Below are 22951 nucleotides of genomic sequence, written 5' to 3'. Positions count from 1 at the left end.
TTGCAAATCAATATGTTACTAAAACTGTAGGAAAATAATTACAATACAATGACTTATTGGACCTGATACAACAATACCTCTTTTTCTGAACCTTTTACAACCAGATTCATCTTTCTTTTATTAGAAGAAGAATTTCCTATGTCAGCAGAAGAAGTGCCATACACCGGAAACCCTTGTAATAGATCCCCGGAATCATAAAAAATATAGGCCTTATTCTCTTGGGTTTCTGTTACTGATATATATGTGTTCCTATTGATATTAAATACCCTTGGAGTGGTATAAATACCATAAGGTAATTCTACCAGTTTTCCATTAATACGAAGCAAATTATCATCTAGTGTAACTTTGGTATTTCCTTTAATTGTAAAATAATAGCTATTGGAAACATTTAGTTTTCGGGAGGCTATTTTTCCGTTTTGAGAAATACTTTTTTTAGTATGATCCTCTGTGATCACCACAAATTTACCAGATTCTTTAGCGATAGGAACCTCAGAGAACTGAAAAGATCCCGACACATTTACACGTGTCTTCCCTACTCTGCTTAAAATATTTAATTTGCCGGTATCTTCAGCAATTAGCAGAAAATCTTTGTTCCCCATACGTATATGTTGCGGCGGTAGTGCAATGTCAGATTTTGTTTTTTTGAAAGTAAATCCGGTTACAATCTTTCCTTTGCTGTTATACATAAGAACTTCTTTTCCCTGAGTTATTATAAATCGATATTTGCGATTATTGTCATAATCAAAAACCGAAAGCGGTTGCGTGATATCATCTCTAAACTTTAGTGGAAAAGGAGCTACCGGTTTCCCATTACGATCCAGGATATGAAAAGTGTTTTTTGTAGTAAATGCCAATTGTTTTTTGCCGTTACGCAGTAAATCCACAGCATGGACCTTTCCTAAGATCGGACTCTCCAGATTTTTGGACCAAAGTATTTTTCCGCTTTCAGAAATTAAATATAATGTATTGGTGATATCCTGTACTACAATGTCATTACCTCCGGTACGGTGATTACTAAACAATTGTGGATCTCCCAGCATTTCATTATCCAGATTCAGGCTGAATCGCTGTGAAATTCCTCCGGGGCTTAGGATGCTTTTTGAAGCCTCTTTACACACCATATTCACATGTGCAAAATCACGGTCGTAACTAAACTGAAGTGCAGCAAACGGATAATTCTTTAAAGAGGTCTTTTCAAGCTGAGAAGCAGTTTCAGAAGTAAAAAAGTTTGAAATTCCTTTTAAAATAGCACCATTCATCTTATAGATCAATAAAGATGAAGAAGTACTTAATTGAGAAGAAGCATCTTCAAAATACAAGGCTTTAGATAAACAACTATTATTCTTGTAGGCAGTAATTATTTGTTCGGCGCTTGAAACCGTTTCAGTAAAAACAAAGAAATCATCCAATTGAAACACATACTCCGGAATCGTTGAAGAAATTAATGGAAAAAATACTTCAGTGAATAAACCGGATTCACTAAATGTACTAATATTAACCTCTCTAAAAGAGTTGTTTTCAGAAATATATTTCAGTAAACCTTCTTTGGTAAGCATGGGGTCAATACTTTTTAAGATAATGACACGCCCTTCTTTTAACTGAATAGAGCCAACTTCATTGATAGATTCAAACAAAGGATCAAAAACACTATCCAACACTTCATCTTTTCGAAAATCCTGAAGATTCTTTTGAAGTTTTTCCGGATTATTAAAAGTAAATGATACAGCACCAAACGCTCCATTTGGAATTACCCGGGCAATATCATTTTTTTGAGGAATCTGCCCATCAAAAACCGACAATAATTGAGGGACACTATCCCTTGCCAGTACTACACCTGTAGCTGTAATAGCATCCTGAAGAATCTCGGTATCCAGCGCCATCCATGAAGCAAAATTTGTAGCAATTGAATCTGAAAGAGGAATTGCAGTATTTTTTATGATGGTAGACAGCTCACTTTCACTGTTGATAGTTGCGATTTTTTTGAATGTCGGGTCTTTCTCGGTTTTACCTTCTAAGATCTGTTGTAAGATCAGTTGCGAAGAAGATACAATAAAGACACTATCCTTTACTGCGGTAAAAGCAATTTGCTTGTCAATAGTGATACGCTGAAGCGACAGGTCATTGTAAGTCAGCGTCTCGATAGTTTTATCTTTTATAGAATCTGTTTCAAATAGATTTGGGGATTCTCTTGTAATAAATGTGTATGCAGTAGTACTATCTGTTGGAGTATTAACACAGAGGATACCTGGGGAAGAGGACTTTAAATACTTTAGAATAGTTGCTTTTTCTGAAAAAAAAGAATAAGGTTTCGTTTTATCGAAAGCCGATAAGAAACTATTTGTTTTCGCATCTCTCTGTAAGGTTTCAAAATTTGAAATTCTTAAGACTACCGAAGCATTTTCAGGAATAAAATCTATTAATTCTCCCTTCTTTGAAGTAGCATTCTCACAAGCCCAAAACAGAAATATGACTGCAATCCCAACAATTTTTTTTAGCAGTGTCATAGATACAAAAATAGGAAGGAATTATACCAATTTAAGCATCACTCAAGATTGTTTATTGACGTGTTTTCAACAAATCATAAATCGAGTTTCAGCTGCTCCGGAAGCAATCTAAAACTCTTGCGATGATAGGGTGTGGGGCCATATTTTTTTATAGCTTCACGATGTTCGGTTGTAGGGTATCCTTTGTTTTGTTTCCAGTTGTAGGCAGGAAATTCTTCATGTAAATTGGCCATAAAAGCATCGCGATATGTTTTTGCTAGAACAGATGCTGCTGCAATGTGTAAATACTTTCCGTCACCCTTTACAACACATTCATAAGGAATTTTGGCATAGGGTTTAAATCGATTTCCATCAATTGCAATAAACTGTGGCTGCTTAGAAAGTTGGTCTATGGAACGGTGCATTCCCAATATAGAGGCATTGAGAATATTAATTTGATCGATCTCATCCATCATTACGTGTACAACCCCAAAAGAAATAGCTTCGGCTTCAATAATTTCTTTTACGGCCAGGCGTTTTTTTTCTGAAAGCTGCTTCGAGTCTGTTAGAAAAGGATGGCTAAAATCATCCGGAAGGATCACTGCAGCAGCGGTTACCGGACCTGCAAGACAACCGCGTCCAGCTTCATCTGTACCACATTCTAATAAATTTGAATGAATTTTTAGTTGCAACATGGAAAATTAAAAATAAGGAATTCCGTTTAAAAATATACCTTTGCGGTGTAAGATAATAACAAATGAAAAAAACACTTTTGCTACTTCTTTTTTTGTGCGCTTCGGCAATTGTGTTTTCACAAAATGATCCTTCCAAAAAAGTAAAAAAACCTCCTATTGATTTATACAAGATCATTTCGGCAGATAAAGACACTACGTATGTAGATACGACACTCTCTATAAAAAAAGAATATAATTTCAATTACTTACGCAGGGATGCTTTTGAGCTACTTCCTTTTTCAAATGTGGGTCAAGCCTATAATTCGTTAGCTTATAGTTTTGACAAATTAAACCTTCTGCCATTGTTTGCTGCACAATCGCACCATTTCAATTATCTCGATACCGAAGATATGAAATATTACCGGGTGCCAACTCCGTGGACAAACATCTATTTTAAAACAGCATTTGAACAGGGGCAGCAGATGGATGCTTTTTTTACGGTAAATACTTCGGAACAATTTAATTTTTCGCTGGCTTATAAAGGAATTCGCTCTTTAGGGAACTACCAAAATATCTTAACAAGTACGGGAAACTTTCGGTTTACTACAAATTACCATACCAAGAATGAACGATACAAGATCAAGGCTCATGTAGCGGCACAGGATATTTTGAATGAAGAAAATGGGGGGCTGACCACAAATTCAATTGAATTATTTACAACTGACGACCCCGAATTTGAAGACCGCGGAACATTGGATGTAAACTTTGAAGATGGAGAAAACAAATTGGAAGGCCTCCGGTTTTACGGAGATCACGAATACGAATTAATTAGTCAGAAGGATAGTTTGAACTATGCTGTCGTAACTATAGGAAACAGCCTTAGCTATGAGGATAAATTCTATCAATACAAACAAAGTTCTGCTTATACCGGTTTTGGAGATTCGTATGAATCTTCAAACCTGAAAACAAAAACAAAATTAGAAGATTTTCAAGTCAAGGCATATGCCAGATTCGATAATTCAATTTTGGGAAGTATCACAGGATTTGTGGGTTATACGGATTATAACTATGGTTACAATTCCGTTTTAATTTTGGATGATGGCAGAATTGCCAACAGGATACAAGGAAATTTGGTGCAGGCAGGAGCAGCTTACAAAAAAGAGTATCGAGGGTTTGAGCTTTCGGGAAAAGGAGCGATCAATGTTTCGGGAGATCTTGATGGAAATTTTATAAACGCAGCGGCATCATTTGCATTAAATGAAGACAATAAAGCAAAAGCTTCTATTACAGTTCATTCAGTAGCCCCTAATTTCAATTTTTTATTGAACCAGAGCGATTATGTGAATTACAATTGGGAAAACAGTTTTGAGAATGTAAAAACACAAGAGCTTAAATTTGAACTCAGGTCGAAGAAACTATTGGATGCCACAGTAAGCTATACAGGTATTGATGATTATACGTATTTCACTATTAAAGAAAATGATTCAACACCTACACCACAACAATATGGAGAGCGTGTGGACTATTTAAAAGTAAAGGTCGAAAAGGAGCTTCGTTACGGAAAATTTGCTTTGATGAATACCGTGTTGTTTCAGCAAGCAGTAAGTGGCGAAGAAGTATTCAATGTACCCCAAATAGTAACCCGAAACACTCTGTACTATCAGGATCACTGGTTTAAAAAGGCTCTTTATTTACAGACCGGGGTGAACTTTAAATATTTTACTTCCTACAATATGAATGCATACGATCCGGTATTAGCAGAGTTTTATGTACAAAACGATCAGGAACTGGGCGGCTTCCCTTTAATAGATATCTTCTTTAATGCAAAGATCCGGCAAACTCGCATCTATTTTAAATACGAACACATCAATTCACTGTTTACCTCTAAGAACGAATATTTTTCGGCACCCGGCTATCCCTACCGGGATGCAGTGATTCGCTTTGGATTTGTGTGGGATTTCTTTTTATAAAAAAACCCGACACTTGGCCGGGTTGATATATGGTCTAATGTAGTCTAAATCTAAAAAAGATTCCTCGGTTTCACTCGGAATGACAAACGGATTAATCTCTCAATAAGCCTCTTGAAATAACGATCTTTTGGATCTCACTGGTGCCTTCGTATATCTGTGTGATCTTTGCGTCACGCATTAAGCGCTCTACGTGATATTCTTTTACATAACCGTTTCCACCATGTACCTGTACTGCTTCTACAGTTACATCCATGGCAACCTGCGAAGCATATAATTTTGCCATTGCCCCGCTCATGTCATAATTATTTCCGTTGTCTTTGTCCCAGGCAGCTTTCATAACCAAATGCCGTGCTGCTGTGATAGAAGTATGCATATCTGCCAGTTTAAAGGCGATAGCCTGATGGTTACAAATCTCTGTCCCAAAAGCTTTACGTACCTTAGAGTACTCACGTGCCATTTCATAAGCACCTGCTGCAATTCCTAAAGCCTGAGCAGCAATACCGATCCGTCCGCCACTTAATGTTTTCATGGCAAATTTAAATCCAAAGCCATCTTCACCAATTCTATTCTCTTTAGGAACCTTTACATCATTAAAGATAAGTGAATGCGTATCACTTCCGCGGATTCCCAATTTATCTTCTTTAGGGCCAATTTCAAATCCATCCCAGCCTTTTTCAACAATTAAGGCATTAATCCCTTTGTGGCCTTTTTCTCTGTCAGTTTGTGCAATAACCAGATAATAATCTGCGGTTCCTCCGTTCGTGATCCAGTTTTTGGTACCATTCAATACATAGTGATCTCCTTTATCAATAGCAGTGGTCTTCTGCGAAGTAGCATCACTTCCTGCTTCCGGTTCACTTAAACAGAAAGCACCAATACTCGCTCCGGTAGCAAGCCTGGTCAAATATTTTTGTTTCTGCTCTTCAGTTCCATATGCCTGTAGCCCATAACATACCAAAGAGTTATTTACAGACATTACAACAGATGCAGAAGCGTCTATTTTGCTTATCTCTTCCATAGCCAGCACATACGAAATGGTGTCCATACCACCACCATCGTATTGCGGGTCTACCATCATTCCTAGAAAACCTAATTCCCCCATTTTCTTAACCTGTTCATGTGGAAATTTTTGATGTGTATCACGTTCGATCACACCGGGTAATAACTCTGTTTTTGCAAAATCACGCGCCGCATCGCGTATCATTAAGTGCTCTTCGGAAAGACTGAAGTCCATAGTATTAAACGAATTATTGATTGTTTAAAAAAGTGATGCAAAGATACTTGATTACTACCATATTTTCAATAAATCGTGTTAATTTTACGAAAATGAAAAAAAATCAATATCATGTGATAGGAGTAATGAGTGGTACCTCACTCGATGGTATTGATATCACTGAACTCAGCTTTAATATTTCTGAAACAGGCGAATGGGATTTCAGGATATTACAAGCTGAAACAATTCAGTATTCCGAAACCTGGAAGACCACTTTACAACAAGCCGTTTCTTTTTCAAGAGATGCGTTACAAGATTTGAATGAACGTTACACAGCCTACCTTTCTGAAGTTATTTTTACATTCATTACCAAATACGGTATTAAAAACCTCGATGCGATTTGCAGTCACGGACATACCATTTTGCATCAGCCTGAAAAAGGGATCACACTACAGATCGGTAATCTCCCAAAGCTTGCCCAATTATTACAACAAACAGTAGTATGTGATTTTAGAATACAAGACGTAGCTCTTAACGGACAGGGAGCACCTCTGGTCCCTATTGGTGACCGGCTCCTTTTTAGTGAATATGACTATTGCTTAAATCTGGGCGGTTTTGCGAATTGCTCTTTTGAAAAGGCAGCTAATAGAATTGCCTATGATATCTGCCCGGTTAATATTGTACTTAACAGATATGCAGAACAGTTGGGAAAACCTTTTGACGAAGGAGGGAATTTGGCAAAAAAAGGGAAGCTTAATGCATCATTGTTGGACCAATTAAATGATTTGGATTTTTATAAAGAGAAAGCTCCAAAATCATTAGGATTGGAATGGGTGCAGCAACACATTTTTCCAGTATTGGATACAGTTAAAATTTCTACAGAAGATAAATTACGAACCTTTACCGAGCATATTGCCATACAAATTGGTAGGCAGTTTCAAAAAGGAGCCTCTGTTTTGGTTACCGGAGGAGGAGCTTACAACGATTATATGATCTCACGAATTCGATCTTATAAAGAAGTGGGTATGGTGCTCCCTTCACACGAGATCATAGAATACAAAGAAGCATTAATCTTTGGATTGTTAGGTGTTCTAAAACTGCGAAATGAAGTAAATTGTCTGGCAAGTGTGACAGGTGCCAAAAAAGATCATTCCAGTGGAGTTATATTCCGGAATTAAAAAAGCGTACTATATCAGGTACGCTTTTTTAATTTTAGTTTTTGCCAACCTGTTATTGAACTACGATCTTTTCTATATGATCATTCCCAAAAGTATCAGTTAGTCTTAAAAAGTAGATGCCTGCGGGCTGATGTATATCTAAATAAATTCGATTACTGATATTTGGTAATGCGGTTTTTAAAACCTGTTGCCCGGAAATTGTTATGAGTTCGTATTCACGGATCATTGTTTTACCACTATTTATATTAATACTGTTTTGAGTCGGATTTGGGTAAATTGAAATAATAGCGTCTGTAAATTGATCAACCCCTAAAGTGGCATCATATGCATCTTGCAATGCATCTATAGGTTCAAAAACATCCGTTGTGATCCAAACGTTCAGATCCAGGGATAAATTTCCATAAGAACTGTCGGTATCTGTTGGATCTGCAACTCTAATAAATGCCGATGCCGAACTTACACCATCTGAAAGACAACGGGAATCTGCACCTGGTCTTTTTGCACCCTGAAGGGCACCCATAAGCTTGTCTGCTAAACTTCCAGACGTATTTAGAAATCCGGTTTCCATATCATTTACAACATCTTCCGAGATCAGGATATTTCCGGCTATTGCATAATTAGGACCTGTGATATGAATGAATTCTGCAAAACAATTGGCCCCTGTGAATGCAGCACTTCTAGGTGAACCACTGTTAAGGTCCACAATATTGTATTGACGCGCAGAAGGATCTCCATTTACATCGTTAGCCTGTAACCAATTGATGATCTCCTGGGGAGAATCTCCGGCTTCCATACGGGTCCTTGCATTTGCCTGATTGATAGGGCTCCAAAAAGACTGTGTATGAATTGCCCCTACACCTAATACAATATCACTGATAGCCAAAGCTCCGTCTTCGGCTGCAATACAAGTAGCCCCGGCACTACCAATTTCACCGGTGGCAGTATCCACTGCAACTATTGAAAAGGTATGTTGTGAAAATAGAATGGTGCAGTTAAAAAATACTATTGAAAATAATAGTACATGTAGGTTTAGTTTTGCTTTCATGATCTGGGTTTTATGTAAATAATTTAATAATCATATAACAGTTTATTTATAGTATACCCTACATATTTATTTAAAACCATTGCTCATGTATTCTTTAATAGCTTTATAAGCTGCTAATTCAGAATTGATTATACTTACTAATGCTTAAACTTGTAACCTGTTGATACTAAGGCTTGAAAAATATAATTATGAATATTCACTATTACAATAATGTAAATTTTCTCAAAAGCTAGTTATTACCCTTTTCCATTTTTTTATATTTGTTCCTTTAACTTGCCAATTAATGAAGGAACTACTTACCAAGTACGAAAACAAAGATCCCGAAATAGTTTTTCACTGGAATGACCCCGAAACAGAAGCCGAAGGCTGGACGGTCATTAACTCACTTCGCGGCGGTGCCGCTGGAGGAGGTACGCGTATGCGTCAGGGATTGGATATGAATGAAGTATTATCACTTGCCAAAACCATGGAAGTGAAATTTACGATTTCCGGTCCTGCTATTGGAGGAGCCAAATCCGGAATTAATTTCGATCCACTCGATCCTCGTAAAAAAGGAGTGCTGGAACGTTGGTATAAAGCCGTTTCTCCTTTATTGAAAGCATATTATGGTACCGGAGGCGATTTAAATGTAGATGAGATTCACGAAGTGATTCCTATTACCGAACAAAGCGGTGTCTGGCATCCACAGGAAGGAGTGTTTAACGGACATTTTTCGCCAACAGAAGCAGATAAAATCAATCGCATTGGCCAATTGCGCCATGGAGTTATTAAAGTATTGGAAAATGCCAAATACTCTCCGGATATTTCCAGAAAAATAACTGTTGCCGATATGATCACCGGGTATGGTGTCGCCGAGGCCGTACGCCATTATTATGATATTTATGGCGGAAATGTTGAAGGAAAACGTGCTGTAGTACAAGGATTTGGTAATGTAGGAGCTGCTGCGGCCTATTATTTGGCCCAGATGGGAGCGAAAATAATTGGAATTATCGACAGAACCGGAGGAATCATCAATGAAGAAGGGTTTTCGTTCGAAGAAATAAGACAATTATTTCTTCAAAAGGATGGAAATAAGTTAAAGGCAGACAATATGTTGTCCTTTGAGGAGATCAATGAAAAGATTTGGACCATGCAGTGTGAGATATTTGCACCATGTGCCGCTTCCAGATTGATCACCAAAGAACAAATATCCTCTATGATCGATACCGGACTGGAAGTAATAAGCTGTGGTGCAAATGTGCCCTTTGCCGATAAAGAGATATTTTTTGGACCTATTATGGAATATACGGACGACCGCGTGAGTTTGATTCCTGACTTTATAAGTAATTGTGGAATGGCACGAGTATTTGCTTATTTCATGGAACGCAAAGTACAGATGACAGATGACGCGATCTTTAGTGATACGTCTATGACCATTAAGAATGCCATTAGAAATACTTTTGATAATAACAGTACAAAAACAAACATTAGCCGAACTGCTTTTGAAATTGCACTAAATGAGCTAATTTAGAAGCTTCGACTAAAGAATCTGTCAATATATGGAATCAATCATTATTTTAATTTTTATTATCGGATACCTCTCCATTACACTGGAGCACCCCTTAAAATTAGACAAAACCGTACCCGCTTTGATCATGGCAGCTTTAATATGGGCGGTATTGGCGGTAGGGTTTTATAGTGGTTGGTTTGATGTGATCAATACCGAAGAACAAGCGTTCAATTTTCTGAAAGGAGGAGAACATGCCGAAGAAGGTTTCAATGGGACATTACTCCATCATTTAGGGAAAACAGCAGAAATTCTGATCTTTCTTATTGGAGCCATGACCATTGTAGAGATCATTGATCTGCACCGGGGTTTCGAGGTGCTGAAAGGAGTGGTTAAAACCCGTAGCAAGCGTAAATTATTATGGATCATAGGAATACTTGCATTTATACTTTCTGCAATTATCGATAATCTTACTGCAACGATTGTATTGGTAACTCTGTTGCGTAAACTCATTCACAAAAAAGGAGACCGCTTGTGGTATGCCGCGATGGTGGTAATTGCTGCTAATGCAGGAGGAGCCTGGTCACCAATTGGAGACGTGACCACTACCATGCTTTGGATCGCAAACAAAGTGACTGCTTTGGGCTTAATAGAATTTGTAGTGCTTCCTTCTATTGTATGTTTTGTGCTTCCGTTCTTTGTAGCAAGTTATTTAAAACCTTTCCGGGGGGAAGTTGAGGTAGATGCTTCAGAAGATATGGAAGCAGAGAGATTGCTAAGTAGCAGGACGATGCTCTTTTTAGGACTGGGAATGATCGTTTCGGTACCTGTATTTAAAACATTAACGCATTTACCGCCCTATATGGGGATGATGCTGGCGTTGGGAGTAGTTTGGCTGGTCTCAGAATATATTCACCCTGAAGAGGATTTCAGCAAAGAACGTCGTCATCTGTATTCGGCACATAAGGCCCTGTCACGAATTGAAATATCCAGTATTCTCTTTTTCCTCGGAATATTAATGGCAGTAGCCGGATTAGAGAGCTTGGTATATGGAGTAGTTCACGGAGAAGAAGTGGGAACACTTCGATATCTCGCTGAAGTATTGCAAGCCGCTATTCCAAATCAGGATATAGTTGTGATGCTTTTAGGAGTTCTGTCTGCAATTATCGATAATGTGCCATTAGTTGCTGCATCTATTGGGATGTATGAATCACCTACAGATTCTGTTCTATGGCATTTTATAGCATATTCTGCCGGAACCGGAGGAAGTATGTTGATCATAGGATCTGCTGCAGGAGTAGCTGCAATGGGAATGGAAAGAATAGACTTTATCTGGTATCTTAAAAAAGTAGCATGGTTAGCTTTCATTGGTTTTGCAGCGGGAGCAGCGGTATTTCTTTTATTCGAAAGAGTTTTATTCCCCCATTAACAATTTCTGGTAACGAATCTCGTTATTCATTTAAATCAAAATAATCTATGCTTAACTTCTTAATTCAAGAAGGTGTTGACCCGGCATTACAGGATTTAGAACCTGAAACTACCGAAAAAACACTTTCGATCATGGAATTACTAATGAACGGTGGCCTGGGAGGTCAAATTATTATTGGTGTTCTTTTCGTACTTCTATTTGTAGCTGTCTATATCTATTTTGAAAGGCTATTTGCTATTAAAGCAGCTTCCAAAATGGACAGTAACTTTATGAATCAGATCAGGGACAATGTGGCCAGTGGAAATATCCAGGCAGCAAGAGTATTGTGTGCACAGCAGAACAGTCCTGTTTCCCGCCTTACCGAAAAGGGGATTTCCCGTATAGGCAGCCCGTTAGAAGATATTAATACGGCAATTGAAAATGCCGGCCGTCTTGAAGTTTATAAACTGGAGAAAAATGTAAGTATTTTGGCAACTATAGCGGGTGCTGCACCTATGATCGGTTTCTTAGGAACCGTAATTGGTATGGTTTTGGCATTCCATCAATTGGCAACCAGTAGTGGACAGGCAGAAATGGGAACTCTTGCAGAAGGAATCTATACGGCTATGACAACCACAGTTGCAGGTTTAATTGTAGGTATTATTGCCTATATGGGGTATAACCATATTGTAGTGAGAACAGATAAAGTGGTACACCAAATGGAAGCTAATGCTGTAGACTTTTTAGATATGTTAAACGAACCGGCATAATGAATTTACGAGGAAGAAATAAAGTAAGTGCGGATTTTAGTATGAGTTCCATGACAGATATTGTATTTCTGTTATTGGTATTCTTCCTGCTTACCTCTCCTGCGATCACACCGGATGCTTTGGACCTTATTTTGCCCAAAGCAAAAGGGAAGAGTACTAATGCCCAAAAAGCTTCCGTAAGTATTACAAAAGATGGGGCCTTTTATGTAAATAAGGAAAGAGTTTCAGAATATAATATAGAAAAAGAGTTAAAAAGTGCCTTATCGGGCCAGGAAGAACCCACTATTATTTTACGCGCCGAAGAAGGCGTGCCTATTGAAGATGCGGTTTTTGTAATGGACATAGCCAATAAAAATGATTATAAGGTAGTATTGGCGGTACGACCTAATTAAGATGAGGGCGTTCCCTTTTCCCGGGTGTCCGGGAAAACGTCAGGCTTTCGTTGCTACATGGTAGCTTAACTCAATCCTTAACGCAAAAAGAAGATGAGTCTTTTAGACACCAAACATAAAAAAAAGAGTATGACCATCACGGTAATTCTACACGTGATCATACTCCTTTTGTTATTTTATGTAGGGATGACCTATCTGGACCCACCCCCTGAAAGCGGTATTGCTGTTAACTTTGGTACTACAGATACAGGCTCCGGAAATATTCAACCCACAGAAGCCATTAAATCGGCGCCCAAACAGTCCGAACCCGAACCGGTAACACAACCCAAATCCGAGATCAAGGAAGAAGTGTTAACTCAGGATACCGAAGATGCTCCGGTGATCAAAAAAGAAGAAACTAAAAAAGAGCAAAAGGAAACCCCCGTAGAGGAGAAACCTAAAAAAGATCCCCCAAAAAAACCGGACCCCAAACCCGATAAGTCTACCAGCGATGCACTCTCCAATTTGATCAACGGTCCCAAAAGTGATGGTGTTGCCAAAGGAGGGGAAGGAAATGATGATACCCCCGGTGATAAAGGAAACCCTAATGGAGACCCCAATGCTCAAAGCTATTACGGAACAGGAAAAGGACTTGACGGGGACGGTAACTATTTGTTGGGTGGACGAAAAGCACTTAACAAAGAGAAGTTCGTTCAGGATTGTAATGAGGCCGGAACCGTGGTTGTTAGTATAGAAGTAGATCGTAATGGTAAAGTAATAAATGCAACCGCAGGGGTACGCGGTACTACAAATAATTCAAGGTGTCTTTTAGAGCCGGCAAAACGCGCTGCGCTGGCAACCCGTTTTAACAGTGATGATAAAGCTCCTGCAAAACAGATAGGAAAGATCATCTACCGTTTCAGACTTTCCCAGTAGTATTTTGTGATACTTCCAACCTTATTTTTCAGTATCTTAGCTCCAAAAAATAGATGCTATGATTCGCTATATAACCCTTTGCCTGTTAGTTCTTTCTATAATAGGCTGTAACAACTCCTCAAAGAAAGAAGTATCTCAAGATACCGAAGAGAAAATTGAAAAGCGACCACATGATCTTATGTTCATGCAACGTGCCTATCCAACAGGTACACTAAAGACCGATGCCTACGCAAAAGCAGTTCAGTGGAAAAAAAATGTAGCAGAACGTAACAATGCAGCGATCTGGGAATTCTCAGGCCCTACCAATGTTGGCGGTAGAATTAGCGATATCGAAATTCCGTCAACCCAGGGACAAACCTATTATGTAGGTGCTGCTTCGGGAGGTATTTTTAAAACTACCGATGCGGGAGCCAACTGGACCCCGATCTTTGATAGTGAAGAAGTATTATCGATTGGAGATATCGAAATTTCAAAGAACAATAATGATCTTATCTGGGTAGGAACCGGAGAAGTAAATGCCGGTGGAGGTTCCTTGGCCTATGACGGAAACGGAATGTATAAAAGTACAGATGCCGGACTCACTTGGGAAAGTAAAGGTTTACCGGATGTGGGAAGCATTGGAAAAGTACTGATCGATCCCAATGATGACAACACTATTTTTGTAGGAGCTATGGGACCTCTTTTCAGAAATGATGCCAATAGGGGAGTGTATCGCTCTACCAATGGAGGAGATACCTGGGAACAAAAACTGTTTGTAAGTGACTCTACCGGGGTGATCGATATGGTGATCCACCCAAGCAATAGTGATATAGTATACGCAGCGAGTTGGGAGCGTATCCGCAGACCTAACAGAAGGCAATACGGAGGTGAAACCTCACGGATATACCGCTCTACGGATGGAGGCGATAACTGGGCAGAGTTGACCGTTGGTTTGCCAAGTGCCCCTTCAGATAAAGGACGTATCAGTATTGATATCTCTCAATCCAATCCTAATGTATTGTATGCAAGATATGCAGATGCAACGGGTAGTATTCAGGGAGTGTACCGTACGGCAAACGGAGGTGATTCCTGGACAGAGGTAAATTCAAGTCAATTGACCAATGTAGGGTTTCACTGGTGGTTTGGAGGCGTTTTTGTGGACCCAACCGATGAGAACACCCTTTACAATGTAGATTTTGTAGTGGAAAAATCTACAGATGGAGGAAACAACTGGTTTACTGCTTTTCCAAATGTTCATGTAGACCAACATGCAATGGCTTTTAATGCCATGGTGCCAGGAGGCGTACTTTTAGGGAATGATGGCGGCTTGTATAAAAGTACCAATGATGGAACTTCTTCCACCAAAGATGTAACGTTACCGATCACACAATTTTATGAAGTTCATGTAGACGCTCAAAATGCTGATAAATTTTATGGTGGATCCCAGGACAATAGTGTTATTCGTACTACTACCGGGAGTTTAAATGATTGGTCCTATGTGTATGGAGGAGATGGTTTTCAAGCTATAGTAGACCCAACAAATACCAATATTATTTACGGAATGTCACAAAATGGCAATATGGGTAAATCCATTAACGATGGTGCAAGTTTTGATCAAGTGGCAGGCGGATTTGGACGTAACAACTGGAATACGCCTATCGCTTTAGATCCGTTCAATCCACAAGTTGTGTACTATTCGGGGCATCAATTGTATCGTTCTACAGACGGTGCTGCAAACTGGACAGCAATAAGCCCGGACCTAACAAATGGTTCTGGAGGAGGAAACCTCACCTTTGGTACCATAACCTGTATTAGTGTCTCTCCTATACATACAGATACTATCTATGTAGGGACAGATGATGGTAACGTCTGGGTTACACAAGATGGAGGAGCCAACTGGACGAAAATCTCAGATTCCTTACCCAATAGATGGGTAACCGGTGTGCTGGCTTCCCGGGATGATATCAATGCAGTATATGTAACCTTTTCAGGGTACCGCTATGGTACGGACGACGGGCATGTGTACAGAAGTTTGAACAACGGAGCTTCTTGGACCAATATTTCTAACAACCTTCCGGATATTCCTATCAATGATATTGAAAAAGATGTAAACGGAAACCTGTACCTGGCAACCGATATTGGAGTGATGGCTTCCGGTAATGAAGGCTTTTCATGGGAAGTGATGGGAGACAATATGCCGGCTGTTGTGGTGACCGATCTGCACATCCATGAAGGAATCCAATACATCTATGCAGGAACCTATGGACGTTCCAGTTATAAACTGAATTTGAGTGATGTAGTGCTGGGAACCGGAGAAACTGGTTTTAATGCTGAGGTTGTGTTGTATCCTAATCCGGCTTCAGAATATGTGAATATAACATTGCCGGAAGCTTCAGTAAAAACATATATTACAATGTATGATCAATTGGGAAGAGAAGTCTTTCAGCAGCATTTTTCAGTAGCAGGGAGAGAACTTCAGATTGCTGTGGATGCTATTCCGCAGGGTGTGTATTTTGTAAAAGTGAAGCAAGGCAATAAACAAACCACTAAAAAGTTGCTCGTCAGGTAAACAAATAAATTTTCAGGTATCAACTATTCAGAAACCATAGCGTGGTTGTTTGCACAACTACCCATGTACCAGCGTGTGGGGAAGCAGGCATATAAGGCCAATCTGGACAACACCATTAAGCTTGCTAACTATTTAGGGAATCCTGAACAGGATTTTAAAAGCATTCATGTAGCAGGTACGAACGGAAAAGGCTCTTGCAGCCATATGCTGGCTTCGGTATTGCAGGAAGCAGACTATAAGGTTGGGCTTTATACCTCGCCACATTTAAAGGATTTCAGGGAACGTATCAAGATCAACGGGAAGCCCATACCCAAGCGAACCGTTTCCGGTTTTGTGTCTAAGCACAGATCCTTTTTTGAAGCCAATGCACTATCTTTTTTTGAAATGACTGTGGGACTGGCCTTTGATCATTTCAAGAAAGAAAAGGTGGATATAGCTGTTGTGGAAGTTGGGTTGGGAGGCAGGCTGGACAGTACCAATATCATTACACCGGAAGTTGGGATCATTACCAATATCGGACTGGACCACACCCAATTTCTGGGAACTACTTTAACTGAAATTACTACAGAAAAAGCTGGGATCATAAAACCGAATATTCCTGTTGTCATTGGTGAGACACAGCCTGAAACCCAAGCCATATTCAGGAGGATCGCTAAAGAAAAAGGAGCCCCTATTTGTTTTGCTGAAGCGGAAACATTTGCAGACTACAAAACAGACCTACAGGGAAGCTACCAGCAAAAAAACAAAAGAACCGTTTTGGCAGCTTTACAGGTTTTAAAGGATAAAGAATGGAAACTGCCGGAAGCTGCCATTAAAAGAGGATTGCAAAAAGTGGTTGAGAATTCCGGTTTACTGGGACGTTGGCAGGTATTGGGCGAAAATCCGAAGATAGTGTGTGATACGGCACATAACCGTGAGGGCCTGACGCTGGTGCTGAAGCAACTACAAGAACAATCCTATGAGAAATTGCATATAGTTTTAGGAATGGTGAACGATAAGGAAGTAAGCAATATTCTGTCACTATTTCCCAAAGAAGCCGTCTATTATTTTTGTAAACCGGATGTTCCGAGGGGACTTTCGGAAATAATTTTAGCAGAAGAAGCAGCCTTATCCGGACTAAAAGGGAAGCATTATAGTAGTGTAAAAATGGCGTACCGATCTGCGGTAAAAAATGCCTTAAAGAACGACTTAATTTACGTGGGAGGAAGCACGTTTGTAGTGGCTGAAGTTTTATAACATTTTTTGAATTATTTGTTTGTGTTATATAAAAACTAGCTTATATTTGCATCCGCTAACTGCAAGGGCGCTTAGCTCAGTTGGTTCAGAGCACTTGGTTTACACCCAAGGGGTCGGGGGTTCGAATCCCTCAGCGCCCACAAAAAAATCCCGAAAGCACTTCGGGATTTTTTATTTTGTATATATTTATTAATCATTTTAGGGTCATTAACTCAGTTGGTTCAGAGTGTTACCTTGACAGGGTAGAAGTCACTGGTTCGAATCCAGTATGACCCACATCAAGCACCATCCCGGCGCAGTAGCGCCGGGTTTTTTATTTTGAGTCCCGAAAACTTGTTTTCCAGGGACAAAAAATAAAAACCCTTATGAGCGAAGCTCATGGGATGGTATTTGCAGTAGCGGGTTTATTCTGGATCACGTTAGTAATCCACAACTCAATTCACTTTTTCCTGCTATTTGTTTTCCTCCTGGGAGTGGTAGGATACAATTTTACCTTTACATCTCCCAGTTCATTTTTTAATTTCTTGTTTGCTTGCTCTATGAGCTCGCTTTGTAGTTTTATGATCCTTAGCAGGTCGTGTATGGCGTCCAGGTTTGCCAGTTGTGTGTACACCAATTCTTGCAGGTCGGCTTTGGTATATCTTTTTTGCATGATTTTAGTTTTGAAAAGATTTCTTTAGACTATCTAAACAAATCTATATATTTTCTATCAAAATTAAAATAAATATTTAGAAATTCTAAATTTTACTTTATTGAAGCTAAATTTATCTTGACAAATTCGAAAGACTTATGACTTCTTTAGGACTATACTTGACTAAAAAATCTGTGAACAGAGCAATGGTTTCAAGACGAACTGGGATCAGCCAAGCACGACTCTCTCAATTGAGTTCAAACAAATCTACGCGACTACGAGCTGATGAATTATATTTAATTGCTTTGGCGATTGACATAGATCCTGGGGAAATGTTCAAAGAAATTTACTCAAACTTAAAACTTCAGAGCTAAGAAGGGTGAATCAAAAGATTTTATATAAGGTATGGATGTATTGACGAAAGAACAGAGAAGTAAGAATATGAAAGCCATAAAAAGTGAGGGTACTAAAATGGAAGTAAGACTTGCTAAAGCTTTATGGGCAAAGGGGTACAGGTATAGGAAAAATGATAAATCTGTGTTTGGAAAACCTGATCTCACTTTCAAAAAATATAAAATAGCAATATTTGTTGATAGTGAATTTTTTCACGGGAGGAACTGGGAAATAGAAAAATATAGAATTAAAACTAACAGAGAATTTTGGTGGAAAAAAATAGAAGGAAATATAAGAAGAGATAAGACCGTTAATGATACTCTTGTTAATAAAGATTGGGTAATTTTAAGATTTTGGAGTCAAGAAATTAAAAAAGAATTGGAACTTTGTTTATTACGAATAGAAGAAGCAATAAGGAATGCCTAAATATACCGAAATAAGAAATAAGCTACAATTCGTCATAGATAAAAAAACCACGAACGAATTGGCCCATCTTACACATTATTTTCAAAATCAAAAAAATGGTGTTTCTCATTATTACAAAACAACTGCAAAAGAATATTTAGTAGAATTACATGAAAAATTAGAAATTTTAGAGGAACCAGAGTTTCAATACTATTTGCCTATAAAATGGGATATTCCATTTCCGCCCCCCAAAAATCCAAAATTTAAATTTATTGACTTATTTGCTGGAATTGGCGGTATTCGACTTGCTTTTCAAAATAATGGAGGAAAATGTGTTTTTACCAGCGAATGGGACTCATTTGCAAAAAAAACATATGAAGCCAATTTTGGAGAAGTCCCATTTGGAGATATCACACAAATTTCTGAAACGGAAATTCCTGACCATGATATTTTATTAGGAGGTTTTCCTTGCCAACCTTTTTCAATAGCTGGAGTTTCAAAGAAAAATTCGTTAGGTAGAAAACACGGATTTTTAGATAAAACACAAGGAACATTGTTTTTTGATATTGCTCGAATAATCAAGCATAAAAAACCAAAGGTTTTTATGTTGGAAAATGTAAAAAACCTTGTTTCTCATGATAAAAAGAAAACTTTTAAAGTAATAACAGAGACATTATCTGAATTGGGTTACTCACTTCATTACAAAGTTTTGGATGCAAAATATTATGTTCCACAACATAGGGAGAGAATCATAATTGTTGGGTTTAACAAATCTCTTTTTAACGGGAAAGAGAATTTTGAATTCCCAAAACAACCAGAAGTTGGATTTGCAGTTAAGGAAATTTTGGAAAGTAATGTTGATGATAAATATACTTTGTCAGATAAGCTATGGAACTATCTTCAAGAATACAAGAAAAAGCATCAAGCAAAAGGAAATGGATTTGGCTACGGATTGACTGACTTAAATGGAGTTTCACGAACTTTAAGTGCAAGATATTATAAAGATGGAGCTGAAATTTTAATACCGCAAAGAGGAAAAAATCCAAGACGGTTAACGCCTCGAGAGTGTGCAAGGATTCAAGGGTTCCCGGATAACTTTATAATTCCTGTTTCTAACAATCAAGCCTATAAGCAATTTGGTAATTCAGTTGCAATGCCATTAATACAAGCGGTTGGAAAGAACATTGTAAAAGAACTTTCAAAAAGAGATGAGTACTTTAGAAAAGGCAATTCAATCAGCACAACAGGCTGAAATAGCATTTAGTAAATTCATTAAACCAAATGACACAGGCTCGACTGGAGGACACCAAGCTGGTTTTCATTTACACAAAAGTTCTTGGCCATTATTTTTTGAAACAGAAGGACAAAAAGGAGCTAATAAAGACCATTTCGCTACAATCAAGTGGCAAGATGATTTTGAGACTTCAAGCAGATTTATTTACTACGGCAAAGGTACACGGAATGAGTACCGATTAACTCGTTTTGGTAGAGGTTTTCCATATTTAACAGATGATAATGTTGGTGATTTACTTGTCATTGTTAAAAAGTCTAAAGATTATTTTGAGGCATTTGTTTTAAGTAGTGATGATGACATTGAAGACTTTTTCGCAGCCTTAAACATTTCTTCGACGGAAACAAATGGAATTATTCCTAAGCAAACTGAACAAACTGCCGAGGACAGGCTAGTTGAATGCTTCTTAAAATATATCAAAGCTCTAACCGTTGATTTTCCACCAACTTTAGATATAGCTTCAAACGCAAGGAACTGCTATATAAATTCTTACGGTATAACAGTAAATCAAATTAAATCAAATCCTGATAGAGAGATACTTAAATGGCTTGAAGCAGAATATGATCTTTTCAAAACATTGGAAAATGATCGATACGCAGAACTTATTAAAAACCCCTTCCCATCAGTTTCGGAATTAGTCATTTCTGCAAATACCATTCTCAATAGGCGGAAAAGTCGTGCAGGAAAATCTCTTGAGCATCATTTAGAGGAAATATTTCGGATTTCAGAACTTATCTTTCAAACTCAAGTAACAACAGAAAACAACAAAAAACCTGATTTCCTTTTCCCTAATATTGAAGCATATAACAATCCGAACTTCGATGAAGCTAAACTGATTTTATTAGCCTCGAAGACCACTTGCAAAGACCGTTGGCGACAAATACTAAATGAAGCAGATAGAATAAAAACAAAACATCTGTTCACATTGCAACAAGGAATTTCAAAGAATCAACTTGAGGAAATGAAACAATATGATGTTCAATTAGTAGTCCCAAAAGCATATTTATCTAGTTTTCCTCAAGAGTATCGAGCAAATATTATAATATTAGAGCAATTTGTAAAAAGAGTGAATCAAGCGCAAAAATTGCCGAAGCCTTAGAGGTAGATGTGAGAGAGATGCTTGTGTCTACTAAATAGATAAATTGATCCTACTATAAAAAATAATTGTATTGGATAATGATGTAAAAGTTTAGCAAAAACAATCATTAGCACACATATTTAGTGGTATAATGATGTAAAATACATCAGTATATTCAAGTTACCTGTAAGCCCTGATAAACAGTGTATAAATTATACTTGAATAATGAAAAATTATAATACCAAATTTTCCATAATCTTATCAATTATTCTAGCTGTTATAGGTTTTTTTATTGCTTCAGCTTTCAATAATTTTTTACTACCATTATATAAAGGGGCTGGAGGTTTTTTCCTGCTTTTATTAGTCATACTTCAGTTAATAGCTTGGGTTTCTTATATAGGCCTTCCCATCTTAGGGGCTATTCTAGGGTTAACTATCTTTAGAAATGATAATAATCAAAGATCATCGTCATCAAGTTATAAATCAAATTACTCATCGAATAATTATCAAAGTTTTTCGGATTCATCTAACAACGATTATTCAAATAGTATTGAAAGAAAAAAAAGTATTATTCCAGGAAAACGAGGCGAAATTTATAATCAAGAAACTGGTAAATTTGAAAAAGAGTTAGGTCCATTTTATCAAGAAACGGGTAATAGAATTGATTTAGAAACTGGAAAATATCAAGAAGAAACAATTTTCGGAATCAATTTAGATACAGGAAAAAAAATCGATTTAGAATCTGGTGAAATTTATGAAGATGGTATGCTGGGTTACCAAAAGACAGGTACAAGGGTAAACCAAGAAACTGGAAATATTCAAAAAGATGGATTATTTGGTTGGGAAGATACCAACGAACGTATTAATCCTGAGACAGGCAAACGACAGGAACAAGATTGGCTTGGGATTTGGAGTGATAAAGATGATTAAAAGCCTACAGGTAACAACGGCTATAAGTAACCAGCCTGACCCTGTCCTTCAGGTAGATTGCCAGATTCCCTTTTAGTTAGTTTTCTTTTGCTACTTTAGTGGCTGACCAATGTAACTACTCATAGCCGAGACCGTTGTACAACATTTGAAGAACCCGAAATTTCAATTAAAATACATTCCATTGGAAACAAAAAAAGAAGAATTTGAATATGTTTATGTTGAAAATGACGGAACGGTACGTGAATTGGATAATGAAGAAATTGAGTATTTACAAACTAAATTTGAACCGACAGATGGAGCGAGACCTTATATTAAAAGTAGTTATAATCAACTAACACCTGACAATAAAGTTTTAGGATTTATTCAAAGGAATAAGGTTCCAAAAGATGTTGAAATAATAAATACTGATTTAAGGTATTTAGAAATGAGATTCCCAATTAGTATTTATGATTCTGGTAAGGCTATAGAAATACCTGTTGGAATATATAGTGTAAAAGTTCTTGGTGGTTGGAGTGTTTCGGTTGGTGATTTTATATTCACTTTAAAAAATAAGGACAACGGAAAAATAGTAATTCCAAGAATTACAAATTGGAGAGTTCAATCCTATGAATTTGGAGAAAGAGCAAAAAGGATAATGGTTCTTGATATTCCAGAATATGGAAAGTATATTATTGAATTTAAGAATCAGAAGAGTTTAAAAGTGAGACGTTCTAATTTAATAATTACAAGAATATTCGAAAAACATATTCCAAATGAACAATTACTAATTTGGATTGGCTGAAAAATAAAAAAACGGAGCACAACAATGGTTATAAGTAACCAGCCCGACAGAATCGTTCTGGCGGGTTGCTTGGTTCTTGCCTATTTACGAAAATCCTCACGGATTTTCTATCTGTGATTTATTT

The 22951-nt window shown here is 37.8% G+C and carries 20 protein-coding genes and 2 tRNA genes; 17 read left to right on the top strand and 5 right to left on the bottom strand.

Annotation, left to right across the window (positions count from 1 at the left end; translation table 11 throughout):
- Positions 1-53 precede the first annotated feature (53 nt).
- Both ACY2RT_RS11560 and rnhB read right to left on the bottom strand, forming a co-directional pair.
- A complete protein-coding gene (locus tag ACY2RT_RS11560) occupies positions 54-2504 on the bottom strand; it encodes a hypothetical protein (protein ID WP_490156068.1) in 2451 nt (816 codons plus the stop codon).
- Between the two features lie 74 nt (positions 2505-2578).
- Positions 2579-3178 carry a ribonuclease HII gene (rnhB, locus tag ACY2RT_RS11555; RefSeq protein WP_490156067.1) on the bottom strand — a complete coding sequence of 200 codons (600 nt, stop codon included), beginning with the start codon at positions 3176-3178 and terminating at the stop codon, positions 2579-2581.
- Positions 3179-3240: 62 nt separating this feature from the next.
- Between rnhB and ACY2RT_RS11550 the strand changes: the two genes are divergently transcribed.
- Positions 3241-5127, top strand: coding sequence for a putative porin (locus ACY2RT_RS11550; protein WP_490156066.1), 1887 nt, complete (start codon positions 3241-3243; stop codon positions 5125-5127).
- A gap of 91 nt (positions 5128-5218) precedes the next feature.
- Here ACY2RT_RS11550 and ACY2RT_RS11545 read toward each other — a convergent pair whose 3' ends face one another.
- Complete coding sequence (locus ACY2RT_RS11545) at positions 5219-6361, bottom strand: acyl-CoA dehydrogenase (protein WP_490156065.1); 1143 nt, start codon at positions 6359-6361, stop codon at positions 5219-5221.
- 92 nt (positions 6362-6453) lie between these two features.
- Between ACY2RT_RS11545 and ACY2RT_RS11540 the strand changes: the two genes are divergently transcribed.
- Positions 6454-7518 (top strand): anhydro-N-acetylmuramic acid kinase, encoded by a 1065-nt coding sequence (locus ACY2RT_RS11540; RefSeq protein WP_490156064.1) that lies wholly within the window; start codon positions 6454-6456, stop codon positions 7516-7518.
- A 52-nt stretch (positions 7519-7570) separates the two neighbouring features.
- On the opposite strand, the gene ACY2RT_RS11535 is transcribed toward ACY2RT_RS11540, so the two are convergent.
- On the bottom strand, positions 7571-8563 hold the full coding sequence (locus tag ACY2RT_RS11535; protein ID WP_490156063.1) for a DUF1028 domain-containing protein: 993 nt from the start codon (positions 8561-8563) through the stop codon (positions 7571-7573).
- A 283-nt stretch (positions 8564-8846) separates the two neighbouring features.
- On the opposite strand from ACY2RT_RS11535, the gene ACY2RT_RS11530 reads away from it, so the two are divergent.
- The 9 genes from ACY2RT_RS11530 to ACY2RT_RS11490 all read left to right on the top strand — a co-directional run bounded on the left by ACY2RT_RS11530 (position 8847) and on the right by ACY2RT_RS11490 (position 17594).
- The gene (locus ACY2RT_RS11530; protein ID WP_490156062.1) at positions 8847-10073 is read left to right on the top strand and encodes a Glu/Leu/Phe/Val dehydrogenase dimerization domain-containing protein; all 1227 of its coding nucleotides are present in this window, start codon (positions 8847-8849) and stop codon (positions 10071-10073) included.
- 28 nt (positions 10074-10101) lie between these two features.
- A complete protein-coding gene (nhaD, locus tag ACY2RT_RS11525; protein ID WP_490156061.1) occupies positions 10102-11478 on the top strand; it encodes a sodium:proton antiporter NhaD in 1377 nt (458 codons plus the stop codon).
- 47 nt (positions 11479-11525) lie between these two features.
- Complete coding sequence (locus ACY2RT_RS11520) at positions 11526-12227, top strand: MotA/TolQ/ExbB proton channel family protein (RefSeq protein WP_490156060.1); 702 nt, start codon at positions 11526-11528, stop codon at positions 12225-12227.
- The gene (locus ACY2RT_RS11515; RefSeq protein ID WP_490156059.1) at positions 12227-12619 is read left to right on the top strand and encodes an ExbD/TolR family protein; all 393 of its coding nucleotides are present in this window, start codon (positions 12227-12229) and stop codon (positions 12617-12619) included. The genes ACY2RT_RS11520 and ACY2RT_RS11515 overlap by 1 nt, the downstream gene beginning before the upstream one ends.
- A 93-nt stretch (positions 12620-12712) precedes the next feature.
- Entirely contained in the window at positions 12713-13534 is an 822-nt protein-coding gene (locus tag ACY2RT_RS11510) for an energy transducer TonB (RefSeq protein ID WP_490156058.1), read from the top strand.
- Between the two features lie 58 nt (positions 13535-13592).
- Positions 13593-16082, top strand: coding sequence for a T9SS type A sorting domain-containing protein (locus ACY2RT_RS11505; RefSeq protein ID WP_490156057.1), 2490 nt, complete (start codon positions 13593-13595; stop codon positions 16080-16082).
- An 18-nt stretch (positions 16083-16100) separates the two neighbouring features.
- Positions 16101-17318 carry a bifunctional folylpolyglutamate synthase/dihydrofolate synthase gene (locus ACY2RT_RS11500; protein ID WP_490156138.1) on the top strand — a complete coding sequence of 406 codons (1218 nt, stop codon included), beginning with the start codon at positions 16101-16103 and terminating at the stop codon, positions 17316-17318.
- Between the two features lie 65 nt (positions 17319-17383).
- Positions 17384-17458: transfer RNA gene (locus tag ACY2RT_RS11495), tRNA-Val, on the top strand.
- Positions 17459-17519: 61 nt separating this feature from the next.
- Positions 17520-17594, top strand: a tRNA-Val gene (locus ACY2RT_RS11490).
- A 163-nt stretch (positions 17595-17757) separates the two neighbouring features.
- Here ACY2RT_RS11490 and ACY2RT_RS11485 read toward each other — a convergent pair.
- Positions 17758-17970: a hypothetical protein gene (locus tag ACY2RT_RS11485; RefSeq protein ID WP_490156056.1), complete on the bottom strand. Its 213-nt coding sequence runs from the start codon at positions 17968-17970 to the stop codon at positions 17758-17760.
- Positions 17971-18107: 137 nt separating this feature from the next.
- On the opposite strand from ACY2RT_RS11485, the gene ACY2RT_RS11480 reads away from it, so the two are divergent.
- From ACY2RT_RS11480 to ACY2RT_RS11455, 6 genes are all read left to right on the top strand, one after another.
- Positions 18108-18323, top strand: coding sequence for a helix-turn-helix domain-containing protein (locus tag ACY2RT_RS11480; protein WP_490156055.1), 216 nt, complete (start codon positions 18108-18110; stop codon positions 18321-18323).
- 31 nt (positions 18324-18354) lie between these two features.
- Positions 18355-18768 (top strand): very short patch repair endonuclease, encoded by a 414-nt coding sequence (locus tag ACY2RT_RS11475; RefSeq protein ID WP_490156054.1) that lies wholly within the window; start codon positions 18355-18357, stop codon positions 18766-18768.
- On the top strand, positions 18761-19999 hold the full coding sequence (dcm, locus tag ACY2RT_RS11470; RefSeq protein ID WP_490156053.1) for a DNA (cytosine-5-)-methyltransferase: 1239 nt from the start codon (positions 18761-18763) through the stop codon (positions 19997-19999). The genes ACY2RT_RS11475 and dcm overlap by 8 nt, the downstream gene beginning before the upstream one ends.
- Complete coding sequence (locus tag ACY2RT_RS11465; RefSeq protein WP_490156052.1) at positions 19956-21137, top strand: type II restriction endonuclease; 1182 nt, start codon at positions 19956-19958, stop codon at positions 21135-21137. The genes dcm and ACY2RT_RS11465 overlap by 44 nt, the downstream gene beginning before the upstream one ends.
- A gap of 204 nt (positions 21138-21341) precedes the next feature.
- Positions 21342-22046 (top strand): hypothetical protein, encoded by a 705-nt coding sequence (locus ACY2RT_RS11460; protein WP_490156051.1) that lies wholly within the window; start codon positions 21342-21344, stop codon positions 22044-22046.
- A 181-nt stretch (positions 22047-22227) separates the two neighbouring features.
- Positions 22228-22827 carry a hypothetical protein gene (locus tag ACY2RT_RS11455; RefSeq protein ID WP_490156050.1) on the top strand — a complete coding sequence of 200 codons (600 nt, stop codon included), beginning with the start codon at positions 22228-22230 and terminating at the stop codon, positions 22825-22827.
- Positions 22828-22951 lie beyond the last annotated feature (124 nt).

The sequence above is a fragment of the Ulvibacter sp. 2210JD10-4 genome, assembly GCF_058148525.1.
The sequence above is the reverse complement of the archived record's forward strand: the minus strand, read 5'-3'. Positions and strand labels throughout refer to the sequence as shown.

Coding starts and splice junctions, on each gene's coding strand:
- ACY2RT_RS11560 (WP_490156068.1), bottom strand. CDS start 2,504: ATGACACTGCTAAAAAAAATTGTTGGGATTGCAGTCATATTTCTGTTT.
- rnhB (WP_490156067.1), bottom strand. CDS start 3,178: ATGTTGCAACTAAAAATTCATTCAAATTTATTAGAATGTGGTACAGAT.
- ACY2RT_RS11550 (WP_490156066.1), top strand. CDS start 3,241: ATGAAAAAAACACTTTTGCTACTTCTTTTTTTGTGCGCTTCGGCAATT.
- ACY2RT_RS11545 (WP_490156065.1), bottom strand. CDS start 6,361: ATGGACTTCAGTCTTTCCGAAGAGCACTTAATGATACGCGATGCGGCG.
- ACY2RT_RS11540 (WP_490156064.1), top strand. CDS start 6,454: ATGAAAAAAAATCAATATCATGTGATAGGAGTAATGAGTGGTACCTCA.
- ACY2RT_RS11535 (WP_490156063.1), bottom strand. CDS start 8,563: ATGAAAGCAAAACTAAACCTACATGTACTATTATTTTCAATAGTATTT.
- ACY2RT_RS11530 (WP_490156062.1), top strand. CDS start 8,847: ATGAAGGAACTACTTACCAAGTACGAAAACAAAGATCCCGAAATAGTT.
- nhaD (WP_490156061.1), top strand. CDS start 10,102: ATGGAATCAATCATTATTTTAATTTTTATTATCGGATACCTCTCCATT.
- ACY2RT_RS11520 (WP_490156060.1), top strand. CDS start 11,526: ATGCTTAACTTCTTAATTCAAGAAGGTGTTGACCCGGCATTACAGGAT.
- ACY2RT_RS11515 (WP_490156059.1), top strand. CDS start 12,227: ATGAATTTACGAGGAAGAAATAAAGTAAGTGCGGATTTTAGTATGAGT.
- ACY2RT_RS11510 (WP_490156058.1), top strand. CDS start 12,713: ATGAGTCTTTTAGACACCAAACATAAAAAAAAGAGTATGACCATCACG.
- ACY2RT_RS11505 (WP_490156057.1), top strand. CDS start 13,593: ATGATTCGCTATATAACCCTTTGCCTGTTAGTTCTTTCTATAATAGGC.
- ACY2RT_RS11485 (WP_490156056.1), bottom strand. CDS start 17,970: ATGCAAAAAAGATATACCAAAGCCGACCTGCAAGAATTGGTGTACACA.
- ACY2RT_RS11480 (WP_490156055.1), top strand. CDS start 18,108: ATGACTTCTTTAGGACTATACTTGACTAAAAAATCTGTGAACAGAGCA.
- ACY2RT_RS11475 (WP_490156054.1), top strand. CDS start 18,355: ATGGATGTATTGACGAAAGAACAGAGAAGTAAGAATATGAAAGCCATA.
- dcm (WP_490156053.1), top strand. CDS start 18,761: ATGCCTAAATATACCGAAATAAGAAATAAGCTACAATTCGTCATAGAT.
- ACY2RT_RS11465 (WP_490156052.1), top strand. CDS start 19,956: ATGAGTACTTTAGAAAAGGCAATTCAATCAGCACAACAGGCTGAAATA.
- ACY2RT_RS11460 (WP_490156051.1), top strand. CDS start 21,342: ATGAAAAATTATAATACCAAATTTTCCATAATCTTATCAATTATTCTA.